At 65.4% G+C, this 16,388-nt stretch carries 16 protein-coding genes; 9 read left to right on the plus strand and 7 right to left on the minus strand.

Features of this window, described 5'->3' with window-relative positions:
• Nucleotides 1-3: 3 nt before the first annotated feature.
• A complete protein-coding gene (locus tag RAC97_RS18105) occupies nt 4-1,731 on the minus strand; it encodes a tetratricopeptide repeat protein (protein WP_375100890.1) in 1,728 nt (575 codons plus the stop codon).
• 226 nt (nt 1,732-1,957) lie between these two features.
• On the opposite strand from RAC97_RS18105, the gene hemA reads away from it, so the two are divergent.
• Genes hemA through murI form a run of 5 tightly spaced genes read left to right on the plus strand, consistent with a single transcriptional unit; the run spans nt 1,958 to nt 6,683 of the window.
• Nucleotides 1,958-3,235, plus strand: a complete 1,278-nt coding sequence (gene hemA / locus RAC97_RS18110) for a glutamyl-tRNA reductase (RefSeq protein ID WP_375100889.1) — start codon at nt 1,958-1,960, stop codon at nt 3,233-3,235.
• Nucleotides 3,232-4,314, plus strand: coding sequence for a peptide chain release factor 1 (prfA, locus tag RAC97_RS18115; protein ID WP_375100888.1), 1,083 nt, complete (start codon nt 3,232-3,234; stop codon nt 4,312-4,314). The genes hemA and prfA overlap by 4 nt, the downstream gene beginning before the upstream one ends.
• On the plus strand, nt 4,314-5,144 hold the full coding sequence (prmC, locus tag RAC97_RS18120; protein ID WP_375100887.1) for a peptide chain release factor N(5)-glutamine methyltransferase: 831 nt from the start codon (nt 4,314-4,316) through the stop codon (nt 5,142-5,144). The genes prfA and prmC overlap by 1 nt, the downstream gene beginning before the upstream one ends.
• Nucleotides 5,138-5,893: a molybdopterin-synthase adenylyltransferase MoeB gene (locus tag RAC97_RS18125; protein WP_375100886.1), complete on the plus strand. Its 756-nt coding sequence runs from the start codon at nt 5,138-5,140 to the stop codon at nt 5,891-5,893. The genes prmC and RAC97_RS18125 overlap by 7 nt, the downstream gene beginning before the upstream one ends.
• The gene (gene murI, locus RAC97_RS18130) at nt 5,886-6,683 is read left to right on the plus strand and encodes a glutamate racemase (protein WP_375100885.1); all 798 of its coding nucleotides are present in this window, start codon (nt 5,886-5,888) and stop codon (nt 6,681-6,683) included. The genes RAC97_RS18125 and murI overlap by 8 nt, the downstream gene beginning before the upstream one ends.
• A 17-nt stretch (nt 6,684-6,700) precedes the next feature.
• On the opposite strand, the gene phrB is transcribed toward murI, so the two are convergent.
• From phrB to RAC97_RS18150, 4 genes are all read right to left on the minus strand, one after another.
• Nucleotides 6,701-8,113, minus strand: coding sequence for a deoxyribodipyrimidine photo-lyase (phrB, locus tag RAC97_RS18135; protein WP_375100884.1), 1,413 nt, complete (start codon nt 8,111-8,113; stop codon nt 6,701-6,703).
• 23 nt (nt 8,114-8,136) lie between these two features.
• Nucleotides 8,137-9,006: a MerR family transcriptional regulator gene (locus tag RAC97_RS18140; RefSeq protein WP_375100883.1), complete on the minus strand. Its 870-nt coding sequence runs from the start codon at nt 9,004-9,006 to the stop codon at nt 8,137-8,139.
• Nucleotides 8,996-9,964 (minus strand): YbgA family protein, encoded by a 969-nt coding sequence (locus RAC97_RS18145; protein WP_375100882.1) that lies wholly within the window; start codon nt 9,962-9,964, stop codon nt 8,996-8,998. The genes RAC97_RS18140 and RAC97_RS18145 overlap by 11 nt, the downstream gene beginning before the upstream one ends.
• A 101-nt stretch (nt 9,965-10,065) precedes the next feature.
• Nucleotides 10,066-11,052, minus strand: coding sequence for an NAD(P)/FAD-dependent oxidoreductase (locus RAC97_RS18150; RefSeq protein WP_375100881.1), 987 nt, complete (start codon nt 11,050-11,052; stop codon nt 10,066-10,068).
• A gap of 201 nt (nt 11,053-11,253) precedes the next feature.
• Here RAC97_RS18150 and RAC97_RS18155 point away from each other — a divergent pair, with 201 nt between their 5' ends.
• Both RAC97_RS18155 and hemH read left to right on the plus strand, forming a co-directional pair.
• A complete protein-coding gene (locus RAC97_RS18155; RefSeq protein WP_375100880.1) occupies nt 11,254-12,159 on the plus strand; it encodes a TIGR01777 family oxidoreductase in 906 nt (301 codons plus the stop codon).
• Nucleotides 12,160-12,172: 13 nt separating this feature from the next.
• The gene (hemH, locus tag RAC97_RS18160) at nt 12,173-13,186 is read left to right on the plus strand and encodes a ferrochelatase (RefSeq protein WP_375100879.1); all 1,014 of its coding nucleotides are present in this window, start codon (nt 12,173-12,175) and stop codon (nt 13,184-13,186) included.
• Between the two features lie 97 nt (nt 13,187-13,283).
• Here hemH and RAC97_RS18165 read toward each other — a convergent pair whose 3' ends face one another.
• Together RAC97_RS18165 and upp are read right to left on the minus strand one after the other, a co-directional pair.
• On the minus strand, nt 13,284-14,558 hold the full coding sequence (locus tag RAC97_RS18165; protein ID WP_375100878.1) for a uracil-xanthine permease family protein: 1,275 nt from the start codon (nt 14,556-14,558) through the stop codon (nt 13,284-13,286).
• A gap of 2 nt (nt 14,559-14,560) precedes the next feature.
• Nucleotides 14,561-15,199: a uracil phosphoribosyltransferase gene (gene upp / locus RAC97_RS18170; RefSeq protein ID WP_375100877.1), complete on the minus strand. Its 639-nt coding sequence runs from the start codon at nt 15,197-15,199 to the stop codon at nt 14,561-14,563.
• Between the two features lie 153 nt (nt 15,200-15,352).
• On the opposite strand from upp, the gene RAC97_RS18175 reads away from it, so the two are divergent.
• Complete coding sequence (locus RAC97_RS18175) at nt 15,353-15,910, plus strand: hypoxanthine-guanine phosphoribosyltransferase (protein ID WP_375100876.1); 558 nt, start codon at nt 15,353-15,355, stop codon at nt 15,908-15,910.
• 2 nt (nt 15,911-15,912) lie between these two features.
• Complete coding sequence (locus tag RAC97_RS18180) at nt 15,913-16,386, plus strand: WbuC family cupin fold metalloprotein (protein WP_375100875.1); 474 nt, start codon at nt 15,913-15,915, stop codon at nt 16,384-16,386.
• Nucleotides 16,387-16,388 lie beyond the last annotated feature (2 nt).

The following is a 16,388-nucleotide window of genomic DNA, read 5'->3' on the forward strand; positions in this document are numbered from 1 at the left end:
GGCTTAGAGGGTCTCGGATCCGGTCAGGCGCAGGATGGTCTTGCGCAGGATAGGGCTGTCGGGCTGGGCTTCGAAGGCCTTGGCCCAGACCTGGCGGGCTTCGCGGCGCTCGCCCTTGGCCCACAGCACTTCGCCCAGGTGGGCTGCGATCTCGTGATCGGGGAAGCGCTCCAGGGCTTGGCGCAGCAGGCGCTCGGCTTCGGCCAGGTTGCCCAGGCGGTAGTTGACCCAGCCAAGGCTGTCGAGCACGGCCGGGTCTTCGGGTGTCAGCTGGTGGGCCTTCTCGATCAGTGCCTTGGCTTCGGCGTAGCGGGTGGTGCGGTCCGCCAGGGTGTAGCCCAGGGCATTGAGGGCCATGGCGTTCTCGGGCTCGCGGCGGATGATGGCGCGCAGGTCCTTTTCCATTTCGGCCAGGTCGCCGCGCTTCTCGGCCAGCATGGCGCGGGTGTAGAGCAGGTTGAGGTCGTCGGGGTAGCGCTTGATCGCTTGTTGCAGCACCTGGTCGGCCTGGGCCTCCTTGGCATTGTTGCCCAGGCTTTCGGCTTCGATCAGGTACAGCTGGATGGCATAGTCGGGCTGCGCTTCGCGGGCTTCGGCGAGCAGGCGCGAGGCTTCGGCACTGCGGCCGTTGGCGATCAGGATGTCGGCCTGGCGCAGCTGCGCGGCCAGGTAGTCGGGGCCTGGGCCGACCAGGGCGTATTCGCGCAGGGCGGCGGCCGGGGTGTTGAGTTCTTCGCGGATGCGCCCCAGGTTCAGGTGTGCGGCATCGACGTTGCTGTCGCGCTCGACCAGCTCTTGCAGGTAGCCTTCGGCTTCTTCCCAGTCCTTGTTCTCCATGCACACCAGGGCCAGGGAGTAGCGCAGCTCGTCATCGTCGGGGTACAGCTGGACCAGGTTCTCGAACTCGGCCTTGGCGTCGAGGATGCGGTCCTGCTCAACCAGGGTGCGCGCGTAGGTCAGGCGCAGGCGCTTGTCGTCCGGGTTGTCGCGGATGGCGCCGCGCAGCAGCGGCAGGGCCTCGGGGCCTCGGTCCAGGGCCTGGAGCAGGCGTGCACGCAGCAACACCGGGGCGATCTCGCCGTTCTGTGCCGGGTGGCTTTCGAGCAGCTCCAGGGCTTCTTCGCTCTTGCCGTCCTGGTTCAGCAACAGGGCCTTGCCGAACAGCAGTTGGCCGTTTTCCGGGTACTTCACCAGCAGCCGGTCGAAGCTCTGCATCAGGCCGTCGCGGGTGCTCTGGTCGGTTTCGGCAGCGGCGAGGGCGAGGAAGTCGAAGTGCGTGTCGCCCTGGCCCTGGAGCACTTTCTCCATGTAGGCCATGGCGTCGTCGTAGCGGCCGGCGCGGGCCAGCTGGATGGCGGCGGCGCGTTGTGCGTCGAGGTTCTCGGCATCGTTGCGAGCCCAGATGAGTGCGGTGTCCAGGGCAGGCTCGTCGGCACCGAGGTACTCGGCGATGCGGTAGGCGCGTTCGGAAACCGCAGGATCCTGGGTTTTCTCGGCCTGGTTGACGTAGTTGGCCAGGGCGATGTCGAAGCGGTTGCGCTGGCCGGCCAGCTCCGCCACCAGCAGGCTGTAGAGCGTGTCCTGCTTGAACGAGCCATACACCATGGGCTTTTCCGGCGCGCCTTTGCCAGCCTCGGCGACAGGCACTGGCGCCTCGTCTTTCTGCGGGGCCAGGCTTTGGCAGCCCTGGAGCAGGGCAAGGGCTAGCAGCAATGCGTAGGATCTGTTCATAGAGGCTTTAGAAGGGCTTACCGGCGGTCGGGGCATCATGACACAAGCTGGGTGGCAAACCCACCCGCGTTGCGGCGCGTCTGTTGGGACAACGGGGTGGCAGCGTCGTTCTACGCGCGGATGCACACAATAGTGTCCTTGCATGACGACAATAGCGAACGGTGGTTGTCCTGAAACCTGCGAAGTAGGAGAATTATCGGCTTCATGTCACAACCAGCGACCTTGCATGGCCTTTCTTGCCCTTGGTATCAACCATAAGACTGCCTCGGTAGACGTACGCGAGCGCGTGGCGTTTACCCCCGAGCAGCTGGTCGATGCCCTGCAGCAACTCTGCCGACTGACCGACAGCCGCGAGGCAGCGATCCTCTCCACCTGCAACCGCAGCGAGCTCTATATAGAGCAGGACCACCTGTCGGCCGACGCCGTGTTGCAGTGGCTGGCCTCCTACCATCGCCTGAGCCTCGATGAGCTGCGCGCCAGCGCCTACGTGCACGAAGAGCACGATGCGGTACGGCATATGATGCGCGTGGCATCCGGCCTCGACTCGCTGGTGCTGGGCGAGCCGCAGATCCTCGGCCAGATGAAGTCGGCCTACGCCGTGGCCCGCGAGGCGGGCACCGTTGGTCCATTGCTGGGAAGACTGTTCCAGGCCACCTTCAACGCCGCCAAGCAGGTCCGTACCGACACCGCCATCGGGGAGAACCCCGTATCGGTGGCGTTCGCCGCCGTCAGCCTGGCCCGGCAGATCTTCTCCGACCTTGGCCGTAGCCAGGCGCTGCTGATCGGTGCTGGCGAAACCATCACCCTGGTTGCCCGCCACCTGCACGAGCAGGGGGTCAAGCGCATCGTCGTGGCCAACCGTACCCTGGAGCGGGCGAGTACCCTTGCCGAGCAGTTCGGCGCCCATGCCGTGCTGTTGGCCGATATCCCCCAGGAACTGGCCAACAGCGACATCGTCATCAGTTCTACTGCCAGCCAGTTGCCGATCCTCGGCAAGGGCGCGGTGGAAAGTGCGCTGAAGCAGCGTCGGCACAAGCCGATCTTCATGGTCGATATCGCCGTGCCGCGGGATATCGAACCGCAGGTAGGCGAACTGGACGACGTCTACCTCTATACCGTCGATGACCTGCACGAGGTGGTTGCGGAAAACCTCAAGAGCCGCCAGGGCGCGGCCCAGGCTGCCGAAGAGCTGGTCAGCGTGGGGGCTGACGAGTTCATGGTGCGCCTGCGCGAGCTGGCCGCGGTGGACGTGCTCAAGGCCTATCGCCAGCAAAGCGAGCGCACCCGCGACGAAGAATTGCAAAAGGCCCTGCGCCTGCTGGCCAATGGCAGCAACCCCGAGGATGTGCTGGCCCAGCTGGCGCGGGGCCTGACCAACAAATTGTTGCATGCACCCAGCGTGCAACTGAAAAAGCTCTCTGCCGAAGGCCGCGTCGATGCGCTGGCCATGGCTCAGGAACTCTTTGCCCTCAACGAGGGCTCGACGGACAAGACCCCGCAATGAAAGCGTCGCTGCTGAAAAAACTGGAGATCCTCCAGGACCGCTTTGAAGAACTCACCGCGCTGCTCGGTGACGCCGAAGTCATTTCCGACCAGACCCGTTTCCGCGCCTATTCGCGCGAATATGCCGAGGTCGAGCCGGTATTCGTCGCCTACAAGCAGTGGCGTACAGTGCAGGACGACCTGGAGGGCGCCCAGGCCCTGCTCAAGGACAGCGACCCGGACATGCGCGAAATGGCCGTGGAGGAAGTTCGCGAAGCCAAGGAGCAACTGCTGGAGCTGGAGTCGCAACTGCAACGCATGCTGTTGCCCAAGGACCCCAACGATGGACGCAACGTGTTCCTGGAAATTCGTGCCGGCACCGGTGGCGACGAGGCGGCGATCTTCTCCGGCGACCTGTTCCGCATGTACTCGCGCTACGCCGAGAAGCGTGGCTGGCGCCTGGAAATCCTTTCGGAAAACGAGGGCGAGCACGGCGGCTACAAGGAAATCATCGCCCGGGTCGAGGGTGACAGTGTCTACGGCAAGCTGAAGTTCGAGTCGGGCGCGCACCGCGTGCAGCGGGTGCCCGAGACCGAGTCCCAGGGGCGCATCCACACCTCGGCCTGCACGGTGGCCGTGTTGCCCGAACCCGACGAGCAGGTGGCGATCGAGATCAACCCCGCCGACTTGCGCGTCGACACCTACCGCGCCTCGGGCGCAGGCGGGCAGCACGTCAACAAGACCGACTCGGCCATCCGCATCACCCACTTGCCCACCGGCATCGTGGTGGAGTGCCAGGAAGAACGCTCCCAGCACAAGAACCGGGCCCGGGCGATGTCCTGGCTGTCGGCCAAGCTCAACGACATGCAGACCAGCGCCGCGCAGAACGCCATCGCCAGCGAGCGCAAGCTGCTGGTCGGCTCGGGCGACCGTTCCGAGCGCATCCGTACCTACAATTACCCTCAGGGGCGCGTGACCGACCACCGCATCAACCTGACCCTGTATTCCCTCGACGACGTGCTGGCCGGTGGGGTCGATGCCGTGATCGAACCCTTGCTGGCCGAATACCAGGCCGATCAACTGGCCGCCCTGGGGGACTGATGACCATCATCGCCAGCCTGCTGCGCAATGCGCAGTTGCCCGACTCGCCTACCGAGCGCCTGGACGCCGAACTGCTGCTGGCCGCCGCCCTGGGCAAGTCGCGCAGCTTCCTGCACACCTGGCCCGAGCGCATTGTCAGCAGCGAGGCCGCCGACACCTTCGCCAGCTACCTGGCGCGCCGCCGTGCTGGCGAGCCAGTGGCGTATATTCTCGGGCAGCAGGGGTTCTGGAAGCTTGACCTCGAAGTCGCACCGCATACCTTGATCCCCCGTCCGGAAACCGAGCTGCTGGTGGAAGCTGCGCTGGAGCTGGTGCCCGCCGCTGCGGCCAAGGTGCTTGACCTGGGCACCGGCACCGGTGCCATCGCCCTGGCCCTGGCCAGCGAACGCCCTGCCTGGCAGGTAACTGCCGTGGACCGTATCGAAGACGCCGTGGCCCTGGCCGAGCGCAACCGCCAGCGGCTGGGCCTGAATAACGCCAAGGTGCTTGCCAGCCACTGGTACGGCAGCCTCGCCGGCGAGCGCTACGACCTGATCCTGAGCAACCCACCCTACATCGCAGCGCTCGACCCGCACCTGGCCGCGGGCGATGTGCGCTTCGAGCCGAGCAGCGCGCTGGTCGCGGGCAACGATGGCCTGGATGACCTGCGGGTGATCGTCGCCCAGGCGCCGCAGCACCTGTTGCCGGGCGGCTGGCTGTTGCTCGAGCATGGTTACGATCAGGCCGAGGCGGTGCGCGGGCTGTTGTCCGCCCAAGGCTTCGTCGAGGTGAGCAGCCGCGTCGACCTGGCCGGGCATGCCCGCATCAGCCTGGGGCGTCTGCCATGCTGAGCGACCAGGAGCTGTTGCGTTACAGTCGGCAGATCTTGCTGTCCCAGGTCGATATCGACGGCCAGTTGCGGCTCAAGCAGAGCAAGGCGCTGGTGGTCGGCCTCGGCGGTCTGGGCTCGCCGGTGGCGCTGTACCTGGCGGCGGCCGGTGTCGGTGAACTGCACCTGGCGGACTTCGACACGGTCGACCTGACCAACCTGCAACGCCAGGTCATTCATGACAGCGCCAGCGTCGGCATGAGCAAGGTCGACTCGGCGTTGCAGCGTTTGCAGGCGATCAACCCGGAAATTTCCCTGGTCGCCCATCGCCAGGCGCTGGACCAGGACTCCCTCGCCGCCGCAGTGACGGCGGTCGACCTGGTGCTCGATTGCAGCGACAACTTCGCCACCCGCGAGGCGGTCAACGCGGCTTGCGTCGCGGCAGGCAAGCCGCTGGTCAGCGGCGCTGCCATCCGCCTGGAAGGGCAGTTGTCGGTGTTCGACCCACGCCGTGACCACAGCCCTTGCTATCACTGCCTGTATGGCCACGGCAGCGAAGCCGAGTTGACCTGCAGCGAAGCCGGGGTCATCGGCCCACTGGTAGGGCTGGTGGGCAGCCTGCAGGCGCTGGAGGCGCTGAAGCTGCTGGCCGGTTTCGGCGAGCCGCTGGTGGGGCGCCTGTTGCTGATCGACGCCCTGGGCACGCGCATGCGCGAGCTGCGGGTCAAACGCGACCCTGCCTGCGCCGTGTGCGGTCCACGCCATGGTTGAGCGTTCTGCGCCGGTCGGCGTAATGGATTCCGGGGTCGGCGGGCTGTCGGTGCTCGGCGAGATCCAGCGCCTGTTGCCCGCCGAGTCGCTGCTGTACGTGGCCGACTGCGGGCATGTGCCGTATGGCGAGAAGTCTGCCGACTATATCCGCCAGCGCTGCCGCCATATTGCCGGGTTCTTCCGCGAGCAAGGTGCCAAGGCCATGGTGCTGGCATGCAATACCGCCACGGTGGCGGCGGTGGCCGACCTGCGCGAGCTTTACCCGGACTGGCCGCTGGTGGGCATGGAGCCCGCTGTCAAACCTGCTGCCGCCGCCACCCGCTCCGGCGTGGTCGGGGTGCTGGCCACCACCGGTACCTTGCAGAGCGCCAAGTTCGCGGCATTGCTTGACCGTTTCGCCAGCGATGTACAGGTGATTACCCAGCCTTGTCCGGGGCTGGTGGAATTGATCGAGACCGGCGACCTTGCCAGCCCGGTGCTGCGCCAGTTGCTGCTCGGCTATGTGCAGCCTTTGCTGGATGCTGGTTGCGACACCTTGATCCTCGGCTGCACCCACTATCCCTTCCTACGCCCGCTGCTGGCCGAAATGGTTCCGCAGGACGTGGCCATCATCGACACCGGCGCCGCCGTCGCTCGCCAGCTGGAGCGTCTGCTGGCGGCCCGTGGGCTGCTGGCACAAGGGCCGGCCCGCGAGGCTGCGTTCTGGAGCAGCGCCAACCCTGCCAGCCTGCAAGCCATCCTGCCGCTGCTGTTCAAGCGCCCCGGCAGCGTCCAGGCGTTCTCGCTCTAACCTTCCCTCATTTGGCTCTACAGTCCCTTGAATGCGGCCAGCGCGCGTTGACGGCTGCTGTCCAGGTCGACGATTGGCGCGACGTAATCGTTGCCAGCGAACAGGTCTGCCGATTTCTTTGGCAGGTGGATGCTCTTGTCATCCAGCCCGGCCAGCTCCGGTAGCCAGTGGCGGATGAAACGCCCCTGCGGGTCGAAGCGCTGTGACTGGGTCACCGGGTTGAAGATGCGGAAGTAGGGCACCGAGTCGGTGCCGGTGGAGGCGCTCCACTGCCAGCCGCCGTTGTTGGCCGCCAGGTCGCCGTCGATCAGGTGGCGCATGAAGTGTCGCTCGCCCTTGCGCCAGTCGATCAGCAGGTTCTTGCTGAGGAACATGGCGACGATCATGCGCAAGCGGTTGTGCATCCAGCCGGTCTCCAGCAACTGGCGCATCGCCGCGTCGATGATCGGAAAACCAGTGCGCCCCTGTTCCCAGGCCTGCAGGTCGGCCGGCGCGTTACGCCACGGCAGGTTGCGGGTGTGCTCACGGAAAGGCTGATGCCGCGAGACCTGTGGATAACCCACCAGGATGTGCTTGTAGAACTCGCGCCACAGCAGCTCGTTGACCCAGGTGCGGGCGCCTTCGTTACCGCTGTCGAATTCGCCCTGGTTGCTGGCCAACGCGGCATGCAGGCATTGCCGGGGCGAGATCACCCCGGCTGCCAGGTACGGCGAAAGCTGGCTGGTGCCGGGGCGGGCGGGCAGGTCGCGCTGGGTCTGGTAGTCCTCGATTGCCTCGTCGACGAAGCGCGTCAGCCTGGTCTGGGCCTCGGCCTCGCCGGCGTGCCAGTGGCTGCTCAAGGTTTGCGGCGGTTTGTCGAAGCCGTCGATGGCTTGAGGGATCGGGTCGTGGCCGATCCCCAGCGGCGTTTGTGGCTTGGGACAGGAAATCTGCGAGGGCAGGCTGCGGTGCAGGTGTTCCAGGCAGGCCTTGCGGAACTGGCCGAACACCTGAAAGTAGTGGCCGGCGCGGGTCAGCAGCGTGCCAGGCTGGAACAGCAGTTGGTCGAGGTAGCTGTGCACGGCGATGCCGGCATGCTCCAGCCGGGCACGGGTGGTGGCATCGCGCAGGGTTTCGTTGACACCGTACTCGTCGTTCCAGTGCACGGCCTGGATGCGCTGGGCCTCGCACACCTCGGCCAGCACTTGGGGTACCTGTTGCCAGGTATCGGTGTGGCGTACCAGCAGGGGGACGTTGAGCGTGTCCAGGGCGTTGCGCAGGTCGCGCAGGTTGCGCAGCCAGAAGTCCACCTTGCACGGAGCGTCGTCGTGTGCCAGCCATTGTCCGGGGCTCGCGACCCACAAGGCCACGGTCGGTCCCTTCGCCATGGCTGCGCTGAGGGCGGTGTTGTCGTTGATGCGCAAGTCGCTGCGCAGCCAGATGAGCTGCATGGGAAGGTTCCTGGTCTTGGTGTTCAGCGCGATTGCTGGAGCAGGCGCAGTACGCCTGTGGGGGTGTCGAACAGGTGTCTGTGCGCGATGGGTTGCGCCGACAATCGCGCTTCGTGAATGGAAGCCGTGGTGCCGCCCAGCAGTTGTGGAATGCCGAGATCCTGCAGGGCTGCCAGTTTTTCCGCTTCCAGGCGTGGCCCCAGGTACAGCACCAGCGCCCGGGGTTGCAGGCGGGCTACTGCTTGCTGCAACTGCTTGCCGCTCACCGGGCGCTCCAGTACCTCTACGGCCAGCCCGCTGCTGCTCAGCAGCCAGGCGCACAGCCAAAGATGTTCATCGAAGGGTTGTTCGTTGTCGCTGGTCAGCAACACCGGTGGGCCTTCCAGCGACTGGTTGTCGTGGTAGACCCTGGCGCCCAGCTTGCTGCGCAGCCAGGTTTGGAACAGCGACTGCTCCAGGCGCGGGTCGACGTGGATACGCCAGCGCTGCTCGAGGCGCTCGAGCAGGGGAATCAGCAATTGCTCGCACAGGGTCATGGCCGGGTACAGCGCCATGGCCTGGTTCAGTTGCTGGTCGAGGCTGCGTTGTGCCAGGTTGGCGACCGCATCTTCCAGCCGTTGGCAGCGGTCGTGCCAGTCGCCTTGCAGCACGGGCGGGGAGTCGGCCTGGCGCTCCAGCAGCTCACGCACTTGGCCAACCGAGGCGCCGCGCTCGAGCCAGTGCAGGATGTCCTCGACCCGTGTGACGTGGCTTTCGTTGTACAGCCGATGCCCCTTGGGTGTGCGCTCGGGCACCAGCAGGCCATAACGCCGCTCCCACGCACGCAGGGTGATGGGGTTCACGCCGGTGCGCTTGGCCAGCTCGCCGATGGGTAGCCAGGCATCACAGGGCATTACGAAGCCCCAGGTTCTCGGGGTGCGGTTGCAGGTAGGCCTGCTGCAGCAAATAAGGGTCGGGATGGTTGCGCAGATGGTGCTTGAGCAGCGTCAGCGGCACCACCAGCGGCACGTTGCCCTGCTGGTACTGGCCAATCAGTTGTTGCAGCTCAGCCTTGTCGTCGCGGTCCAGCACCGGGCGCAGGTAGCCGCACAGGTGCTGCAGCACGTTGCAGTGGGTGCCGCGACTGGCGCAGCGGCGCAGGGCCTGCATCAGCTGGCTGAAGTAGCGGGCACCGATGGCTTGCGGGTCGTCCTCGCGACGCATGCTACCGAGCATCCGGCCCAGCTCGCGGTAGGCCTGGGGATTGTTGGCCATCAGCAGGTACTTGTAGCGCGAATGGAAGCGCACCAGCGCGCCGCGGCTCAAGCCTTCGGCGCGCAGGCGTTGCCAGTCGGCATAGGCGTATACGCGGCTGATGAAGTTTTCGCGCAGTACCGGGTCGTGCAGCCGGCCTTCTTCCTCCACCGGCAGGTCCGGGCGCCGCTCGCAGAACGCCTGGGCATAGGCGCCACGCCCGCCCTTGACCGCGGGGCGACCGTCGGCCTGGTACACCTTGACTCGCTCCAGGCCGCAGGAGGGCGATTTCTGCATGAACACGTAGCCGCAGATGTCACCGAGCTCGTCGGCCATGCGATGCCCATAGGTGCGCAGCGGACCGGACAGGTCGTTGCCGGGGTCGCGAGTGCCGACCACCTCGGGCGACTCTGGGTCACCCACCAGTCGGATAGCGTCGCGGGGGATGCCAAGGCCGATTGCCACCTCGGGGCATACCGGCACGCAATCGAAGTGTTCGCTCAACAGGGCGTCGCACAAGGACGATGCCTTGTGTCCACCGTTGTAGCGTACTTCGTGACCTGAAAGGCAGGCACTGAGGGCGATGCGGGGTTTGTCCGATGTGCTGGGGGTGCTCATCACTGCCTCCGGAAACCTATACAAGGACAAATTTTGTATAGGTTTATTCCAACACACTGAAGAACTTATGCAAGACAAATTTTCTGTATAGCTTTTTTGAACTATTCCAGGTGCTCCAACAGCCGCCGCGCTGCTTCCTGGCCGCTGAGCCAGGCGCCCTCGACCCGGCCAGACAAGCACCAGTCGCCACAGGCGTAGAGCCCCTGGTCGGCATCGGCCAGGGCGCCCCATTCATGGTTACCGGCGGGGCGTGCATAGAGCCAGCGATGGGCAAGGGCGAACGTCGGCTCGGGCACCACGCAGCCCACCAGCTCGGCGAACTCGCCCCAGAGCTGCTCGATCACATCCTCTCTGGGCAGGTCGATGTGCTGCTTGCTCCAGCTCGAAGTGGCGTGCAAGACCCAGGTATCGAGTTGCTCGTCGCGCCCGGGCTTGCTGCGGTTGCGCGCCAGCCAGTCGAGCGGGTTGTCCTGCACGAAGCAGCCTTGCATGGGGGTGTCGAGTGGGGTCTGGAAGGCCAGGGCGATGGCCCAGGTCGGCTCCATCTGCACCCCGGCGGCCACCGCGGCAAGCTTGGGGGTGGCGACCAGCAGCTGTGTGGCCTGGGGCGCGGGCACGGCGATGACCACGCGGCTGAACGGGCCGTGGCTGCATCCCTCCGTGTCTTGCAGGTGCCAGTACTGCTTGCCGCGGAACACCTCGGCGATGCGGCAGCCAAAGTTCACCGTGACGTCCTTGAGCAGCCCACGGGTAATGGCGCTCATGCGCGGTACGCCTACCCAGCGAGTTTGCTCGTCGGGGGAGGGGGTGAGCTCGCCATCGCGGTAGTTGTACAACTGCGGTTTCCATTGTGCGGCCCAGCCCGCTTCTACCCATTGCTGGACCTGCTCGACGAAACGCCGGTCGCGGGCAGTGAAGTACTGGGCGCCCAGGTCCAGGGCCCCGGCATCGCTGCGTTTGCTGGCCATGCGCCCGCCACTGCCGTGGCCCTTGTCGAACAGGTGGACGGTCTGCCCGGCTTTCTGTAGCGCCTGGGCGGCGGAAAGGCCGGCGATACCGGCACCGATAATGGCAATAGGTACTGTCATGATGGCCTCTTCGAACCTTGGCTATAAGGCAGCCTACGCTGCTGGGCAAACCTGTACAATACAAAAACTTTGTATAAGGTTATTCCGCTCGATGGACAGCTTGGCCTATGTTTAATCCGAGAGCGTTCGGTCAAACAGCTGGTTTAGAAAGCACCTTGATCTTAAAAATAGACCACAGGCGAAGCTTGCGAGGACACAGCCATGCATATATTGCTGACAGGCGGTACTGGCTTGATCGGCCAGCACCTCTGCCAATTCTGGCGCGGCCAGGGCTACCGCCTGACCGTGTGGAGCCGCGACCCTGCCCAGGTGCCTAAACGCTGCGGCCCTGGCGTGCGCGGCATTGCCCGGCTTGAGGAGCTGGCTGCTGATGACCCGGTGGATGCGGTGGTGAACCTGGCTGGCGCACCGATCGCCGATCGGCCCTGGACCGCCGCACGGCGCCAGCTGTTGTGGGCCAGTCGCGTCACCCTGACCGAGCAGTTGCTGGCCTGGTTGGAACAGCGCCGGCAACGCCCCGAAGTGCTGGTGTCCGGCTCGGCCGTGGGCTGGTACGGCGACGCTGGCGAGCGTGAGCTTACCGAGGCCTCGCAGCCGGTGAAGGAGGATTTTGCCAGCCAGCTGTGCATTGCCTGGGAAGAGACCGCACAGCGTGCGCAGAGCCTCGGCATTCGCGTGGTACTGGTGCGAACCGGGCTGGTGCTGGCCCGTGATGGCGGCTTTTTGTCGCGCCTGCGCCTGCCCTTCAAGCTGGGCTTGGGCGGGCCGCTGGGCAATGGTCGGCAATGGATGCCCTGGGTGCATATCGAAGATCAGGTCGCGCTGATAGATTTTCTCTTGCAGCACGAGGACGCCAGCGGTCCCTATAATGCCTGCGCGCCAGAGCCGGTGCGCAACCGCGAGTTCGCCAAGCGCCTGGGGCGCGCGCTGCATCGCCCGGCGCTGTTGCCGGTACCGGGCGTGCTGCTCAAGGCGGGCCTGGGCGAGTTGTCGACCTTGCTGCTGGGCGGCCAGCGGGCGCGCCCGGCGCGTTTGCTGGCCGCCGGTTTCACCTTCCGCTACAACGATCTGCAATCGGCGCTGGACCACCTGTCCAGCCGCCCCTGACATAGGACGCTGCATGACCGATCACGCCCTGCTGCTGGTCAACCTGGGTTCACCGGCCTCCACTTCGGTCGCCGACGTGCGCCGCTACCTCAACCAGTTCCTCATGGACCCCTACGTGATCGACCTGCCCTGGCCGGTGCGACGCCTGCTGGTGTCGCTGATCCTGGTCAAGCGCCCCGAGCAGTCGGCCCATGCCTATGCCTCGATCTGGTGGGAAGAAGGCTCGCCCCTGGTGGTGCTGACCCGCCGCCTGCAAGCGGCAATCACTCCGCACTGGCCCCACGGCCCGGTAGAAATCGCCATGCGCTACGGCCAGCCGGCCCTGCCCGAAGTGCTCGAACGCCTGGCCGCCCAGGGTGTGCGCAAGGTAACGCTGGCGCCGTTGTATCCTCAGTTCGCCGACAGCACCGTGACCACCGTGGTCGAGCTGGCCAAGGCGACCGTCGCCGAACGCGGGCTGCCCTTGCAGATGCGCGTGTTGCAGCCGTTCTACGACCACCCCGAGTACATCGAGGCGCTTGCCGTCAGTGCCGAACCGTATTTGCAGCAGGACTACGACCACCTGTTGCTGAGCTTCCATGGCCTGCCCGAACGGCACCTGAAAAAGCTCGACCCCACCGGCACCCATGATTTCCAGGCCGAGGATTGCTGCAAGGACGCCAGCGCCGAGATGCGCGCGGTGTGCTATCGCGGCCAGTGCCTGGCCAGTGCCAGGGCCTTCGCCCAGCGCATGGGCATTCCCGACGGCAAGTGGTCAGTGTCGTTCCAGTCGCGTTTGGGCCGGGCGAAGTGGATCGAGCCCTACACCGAGGCGCGGCTCGACGAGCTGGGCAAGGCGGGGGTGAAGAAGTTGCTGGTGATGTGCCCGGCCTTCGTTGCCGACTGCATCGAGACGCTGGAAGAAATTGGCCAGCGCGGCAGCGAGCAGTTCATCGAGGCAGGGGGCGAGGAGTTGGTGCTGGTGCCTTGCCTGAACGATCACCCGCAATGGGCGCGGGTGTTGGCGGGCATGTGTGAAAGGGCCTGAGTGTTACGCTGCCTGAGACTGGCGTCTTCGCGGGCAAGCCCGCCCCTACAGGTCGTGCGAAGCGCCTGTAGCAGCGGACTTGCCCGCTCAGGCTGCATCAAGGCAACTGGTCGTCCAGCTTCCTGTTCTTCCAGCCGTCGTTGCCCGGCAGGATCAGGTTCAGCGCAATCGCCACGATGGCGCACAGGGCGATGCCCTTCAGGCCCCAGTCGTCCGGGCCGTCGCCGCTGCCGATCAATACCCCGCCGATGCCGAACACCAGGGTCACCGAGACGATCACCAGATTGCGCGCCTCGGAAAGGTCGATCTTGTGGCGGATCATGGTGTTCATGCCCACCGCCGCGATCGAGCCGAACAGCAGGCAGAGAATGCCCCCCATCACCGGTACCGGAATGCTTTGCAGCAGCGCGCCGAACTTGCCGATGAACGCCAGGACAATGGCGAACACCGCTGCCCAGGTCATGATCTTCGGGTTGTAGTTCTTGGTCAGCATCACCGCGCCCGTGACCTCGGCGTAGGTGGTGTTGGGCGGGCCGCCGAACATACCCGCTGCGGTGGTGGCCAGGCCATCGCCGAACAGGGTGCGGTGCAGGCCGGGTTTCTTCAGGTAGTCACGGCCGGTCACGCTGCCCACCGCGATCACGCCGCCGATATGCTCGATGGCCGGTGCCAGCGCCACCGGTACGATGAACAGGATCGCCTGCCAGTTGAACTCCGGTGCGGTGAACCTGGGCAGCTCAAGCCAAGGCGCTGCGGCGATCTTCGCGGTGTCGACCACGCCGAAGGCGAACGACAGGGCAAACCCCACCAGTACACCGGCGATGATCGGCACCAGGCGGAAGATGCCTTTGCCGAACACGGCCACCACCAGGGTGGTCAGCAGCGCCGGCATGGAGATCATCATCGCGGTGGAATAGGGCATCAGCGCGGTGCCGTCGCCAGCCTTGCCCATGGCCATGTTGGCGGCGATCGGCGCCATGGCCAGGCCGATGGAAATGATCACCGGTCCGATCACCACGGGGGGCAGCATGCGGTCGATGAAACCGGTACCTTTGATCTTCACCATCAGGCCCATGAAGGTGTAGACGAAGCCGGCCGCCATCACCCCGCCCATGGTCGCGGCCAGGCCGAACTGGCCCTTGGCGAGAATGATCGGGGTAATGAACGCAAAGCTCGAGGCCAGGAATACCGGCACCTGGCGTCCGGTCACCAGCTGGAACAGCAAGGTGCCCAGGCCTGCGGTGAACAGTGCCACGTTCGGGTCGAGGCCCGTGATCAGCGGCATCAGCACCAGTGCGCCGAAGGCCACGAAGAGCATTTGCGCGCCGGAGACGACCTGGCGCCACAGCGGGTCGTTGAAGCCGTCCTGCATGGTCAGGCGTCCTTCTGCTTGGTGCCGAAGATCTTGTCGCCGGCATCGCCCAGGCCGGGAATGATATAGCCGTGCTCGTTCAGGCGCTCGTCGATGGAGGCGGTGTAGATCTGCACGTCAGGGTGCGACTTCTCGACCACTTCGATGCCTTCCGGGGCGGCTACCAGCACCATGGCGCGGATTTCCCGGCAGCCGGCTTTCTTCAGCAGGTCGATGGTGGCGACCATGGAACCGCCGGTGGCCAACATTGGGTCGATGATCAGGGCCAGGCGCTGGTTGATGTCCGGCGCGAGCTTTTCCAGGTAGGTGTGTGCTTCCAGGGTTTCCTCGTTACGGGCAACGCCCACAGCGCTGACCTTGGCCCCGGGGATCAGGCTGAGCACGCCGTCGAGCATGCCGATACCGGCGCGCAGGATCGGCACCACGGTGATCTTCTTGCCGGCGATCTTCTCGACCGTCACGGTGCCGCTCCAGCCTTGGATGTCGTAGGCTTCCAGTGGCAGGTCCTGGGTTGCTTCATAGGTCAGCAGGGCGCCGACTTCCTGGGCGAGTTCGCGAAAGTTCTTGGTGCTGATATCGGCGCGGCGCATGAGGCCGAGCTTGTGGCGGATCAGCGGGTGGCGGATCTCACGAGTGGGCATGGGAAGGGCTCCGGAAGGCGGGCAAAAAAACCGCGCTAGATTAATCTATTCAGTTCTTGCTGTCGTGCACGTTAGTCCATAAACCCTTGATCTGTTCCCGGCGGATGCGTACCTTTGCCCGCTTTTCCATTTCCCTGCCCCTTGGAGAGCGCCATGTCCGCCGATCTCGAGCATATCCGTCAAGTCATGCGCGAGGCTGACTGCCTGTACAACGAAGCCGAGGTCGATGCGGCCATCGCCAAGGTGGGTGCAGAGGTCTGCGAGCAACTGCACGACAAGAACCCCGTGGTGTTCTGCGTGATGAACGGCGGGCTGATCTTCGCCGGCAAGTTGCTGACCCACCTGCAATTCCCCCTTGAGGTGTCGTACCTGCACGCCACTCGCTACCGCAACAAGACCAGCGGCGGCGAGCTGTTCTGGAAGGCCAAGCCCGAGGTGTCTTTCATCGACCGCGACGTGCTGATCGTCGACGACATCCTCGACGAGGGCCACACCCTCAGCGCCATCATCGAGTTCTGCAAGCACGCCGGCGCCCGCGCCGTGTACACCGCCGTGCTGATCGACAAGGACCACGACCGCAAGGCCAGCCCGGACCTGAAAGCCGACTTCGCCGGCCTGCCGTGCGTCGACCGCTACATCTTCGGCTATGGCATGGACTACAAAGGCTACTGGCGCAATGCCAATGGCATCTTTGCCGTCAAAGGGATGTGAACATGCGCCCGCCTGCGTTCATCGACCAAGCGCTGTTGGTGGGCCTGGCGCAACAGGCTGGCGACAGCCCGCGCGGTCGCCAGCACCACAATTTCCATGCGATGAGCGAGCCCTGCCACCGCATGGCGGTAGGCTTGCAGCCAAGCACCTATATTCCGCCGCACCGACACCTGAGCGACGACAAGGCCGAGGCCTTGATCGTGCTCAAGGGGCGGCTGGGCTTGCTGGTGTTCGATGACCAGGGTGCGGTCGTCGAAAAGCGCGTGATGCAGGCGGGCGGTGATTGCCTGGGCGTCGACCTGGCGCCGGGTATCTATCACGGGCTGGTGGTGCTGGAAGCCGACAGCATTCTCTTCGAGTGCAAGGCCGGGCCCTACCGGCCGGTGGGCGAGGGCGAGCACGCGCACTGGGCGCCGCGTGAGGGCGAGCCTGGCGTGGCCGAGTATCAGGCCTGGATGCGCGCGCAGTTCGACTGAGT

The sequence above is a fragment of the Pseudomonas sp. LS_2 genome (assembly GCF_042709235.1).
GTDB lineage: Bacteria > Pseudomonadota > Gammaproteobacteria > Pseudomonadales > Pseudomonadaceae > Aquipseudomonas.

What these genes read in the sequence shown, in the direction of transcription:
- hemH (WP_375100879.1), top strand. Translation starts at nt 12,173, where the DNA reads ATGACCGATCACGCCCTGCTGCTGGTCAACCTGGGTTCACCGGCCTCC.
- RAC97_RS18125 (WP_375100886.1), top strand. Translation starts at nt 5,138, where the DNA reads ATGCTGAGCGACCAGGAGCTGTTGCGTTACAGTCGGCAGATCTTGCTG.
- hemA (WP_375100889.1), top strand. Translation starts at nt 1,958, where the DNA reads ATGGCCTTTCTTGCCCTTGGTATCAACCATAAGACTGCCTCGGTAGAC.
- RAC97_RS18145 (WP_375100882.1), bottom strand. Translation starts at nt 9,964, where the DNA reads ATGAGCACCCCCAGCACATCGGACAAACCCCGCATCGCCCTCAGTGCC.
- RAC97_RS18140 (WP_375100883.1), bottom strand. Translation starts at nt 9,006, where the DNA reads ATGCCCTGTGATGCCTGGCTACCCATCGGCGAGCTGGCCAAGCGCACC.
- RAC97_RS18175 (WP_375100876.1), top strand. Translation starts at nt 15,353, where the DNA reads ATGTCCGCCGATCTCGAGCATATCCGTCAAGTCATGCGCGAGGCTGAC.
- upp (WP_375100877.1), bottom strand. Translation starts at nt 15,199, where the DNA reads ATGCCCACTCGTGAGATCCGCCACCCGCTGATCCGCCACAAGCTCGGC.
- RAC97_RS18155 (WP_375100880.1), top strand. Translation starts at nt 11,254, where the DNA reads ATGCATATATTGCTGACAGGCGGTACTGGCTTGATCGGCCAGCACCTC.
- murI (WP_375100885.1), top strand. Translation starts at nt 5,886, where the DNA reads ATGGTTGAGCGTTCTGCGCCGGTCGGCGTAATGGATTCCGGGGTCGGC.
- prfA (WP_375100888.1), top strand. Translation starts at nt 3,232, where the DNA reads ATGAAAGCGTCGCTGCTGAAAAAACTGGAGATCCTCCAGGACCGCTTT.
- prmC (WP_375100887.1), top strand. Translation starts at nt 4,314, where the DNA reads ATGACCATCATCGCCAGCCTGCTGCGCAATGCGCAGTTGCCCGACTCG.
- RAC97_RS18165 (WP_375100878.1), bottom strand. Translation starts at nt 14,558, where the DNA reads ATGCAGGACGGCTTCAACGACCCGCTGTGGCGCCAGGTCGTCTCCGGC.
- phrB (WP_375100884.1), bottom strand. Translation starts at nt 8,113, where the DNA reads ATGCAGCTCATCTGGCTGCGCAGCGACTTGCGCATCAACGACAACACC.
- RAC97_RS18150 (WP_375100881.1), bottom strand. Translation starts at nt 11,052, where the DNA reads ATGACAGTACCTATTGCCATTATCGGTGCCGGTATCGCCGGCCTTTCC.
- RAC97_RS18105 (WP_375100890.1), bottom strand. Translation starts at nt 1,731, where the DNA reads ATGAACAGATCCTACGCATTGCTGCTAGCCCTTGCCCTGCTCCAGGGC.
- RAC97_RS18180 (WP_375100875.1), top strand. Translation starts at nt 15,913, where the DNA reads ATGCGCCCGCCTGCGTTCATCGACCAAGCGCTGTTGGTGGGCCTGGCG.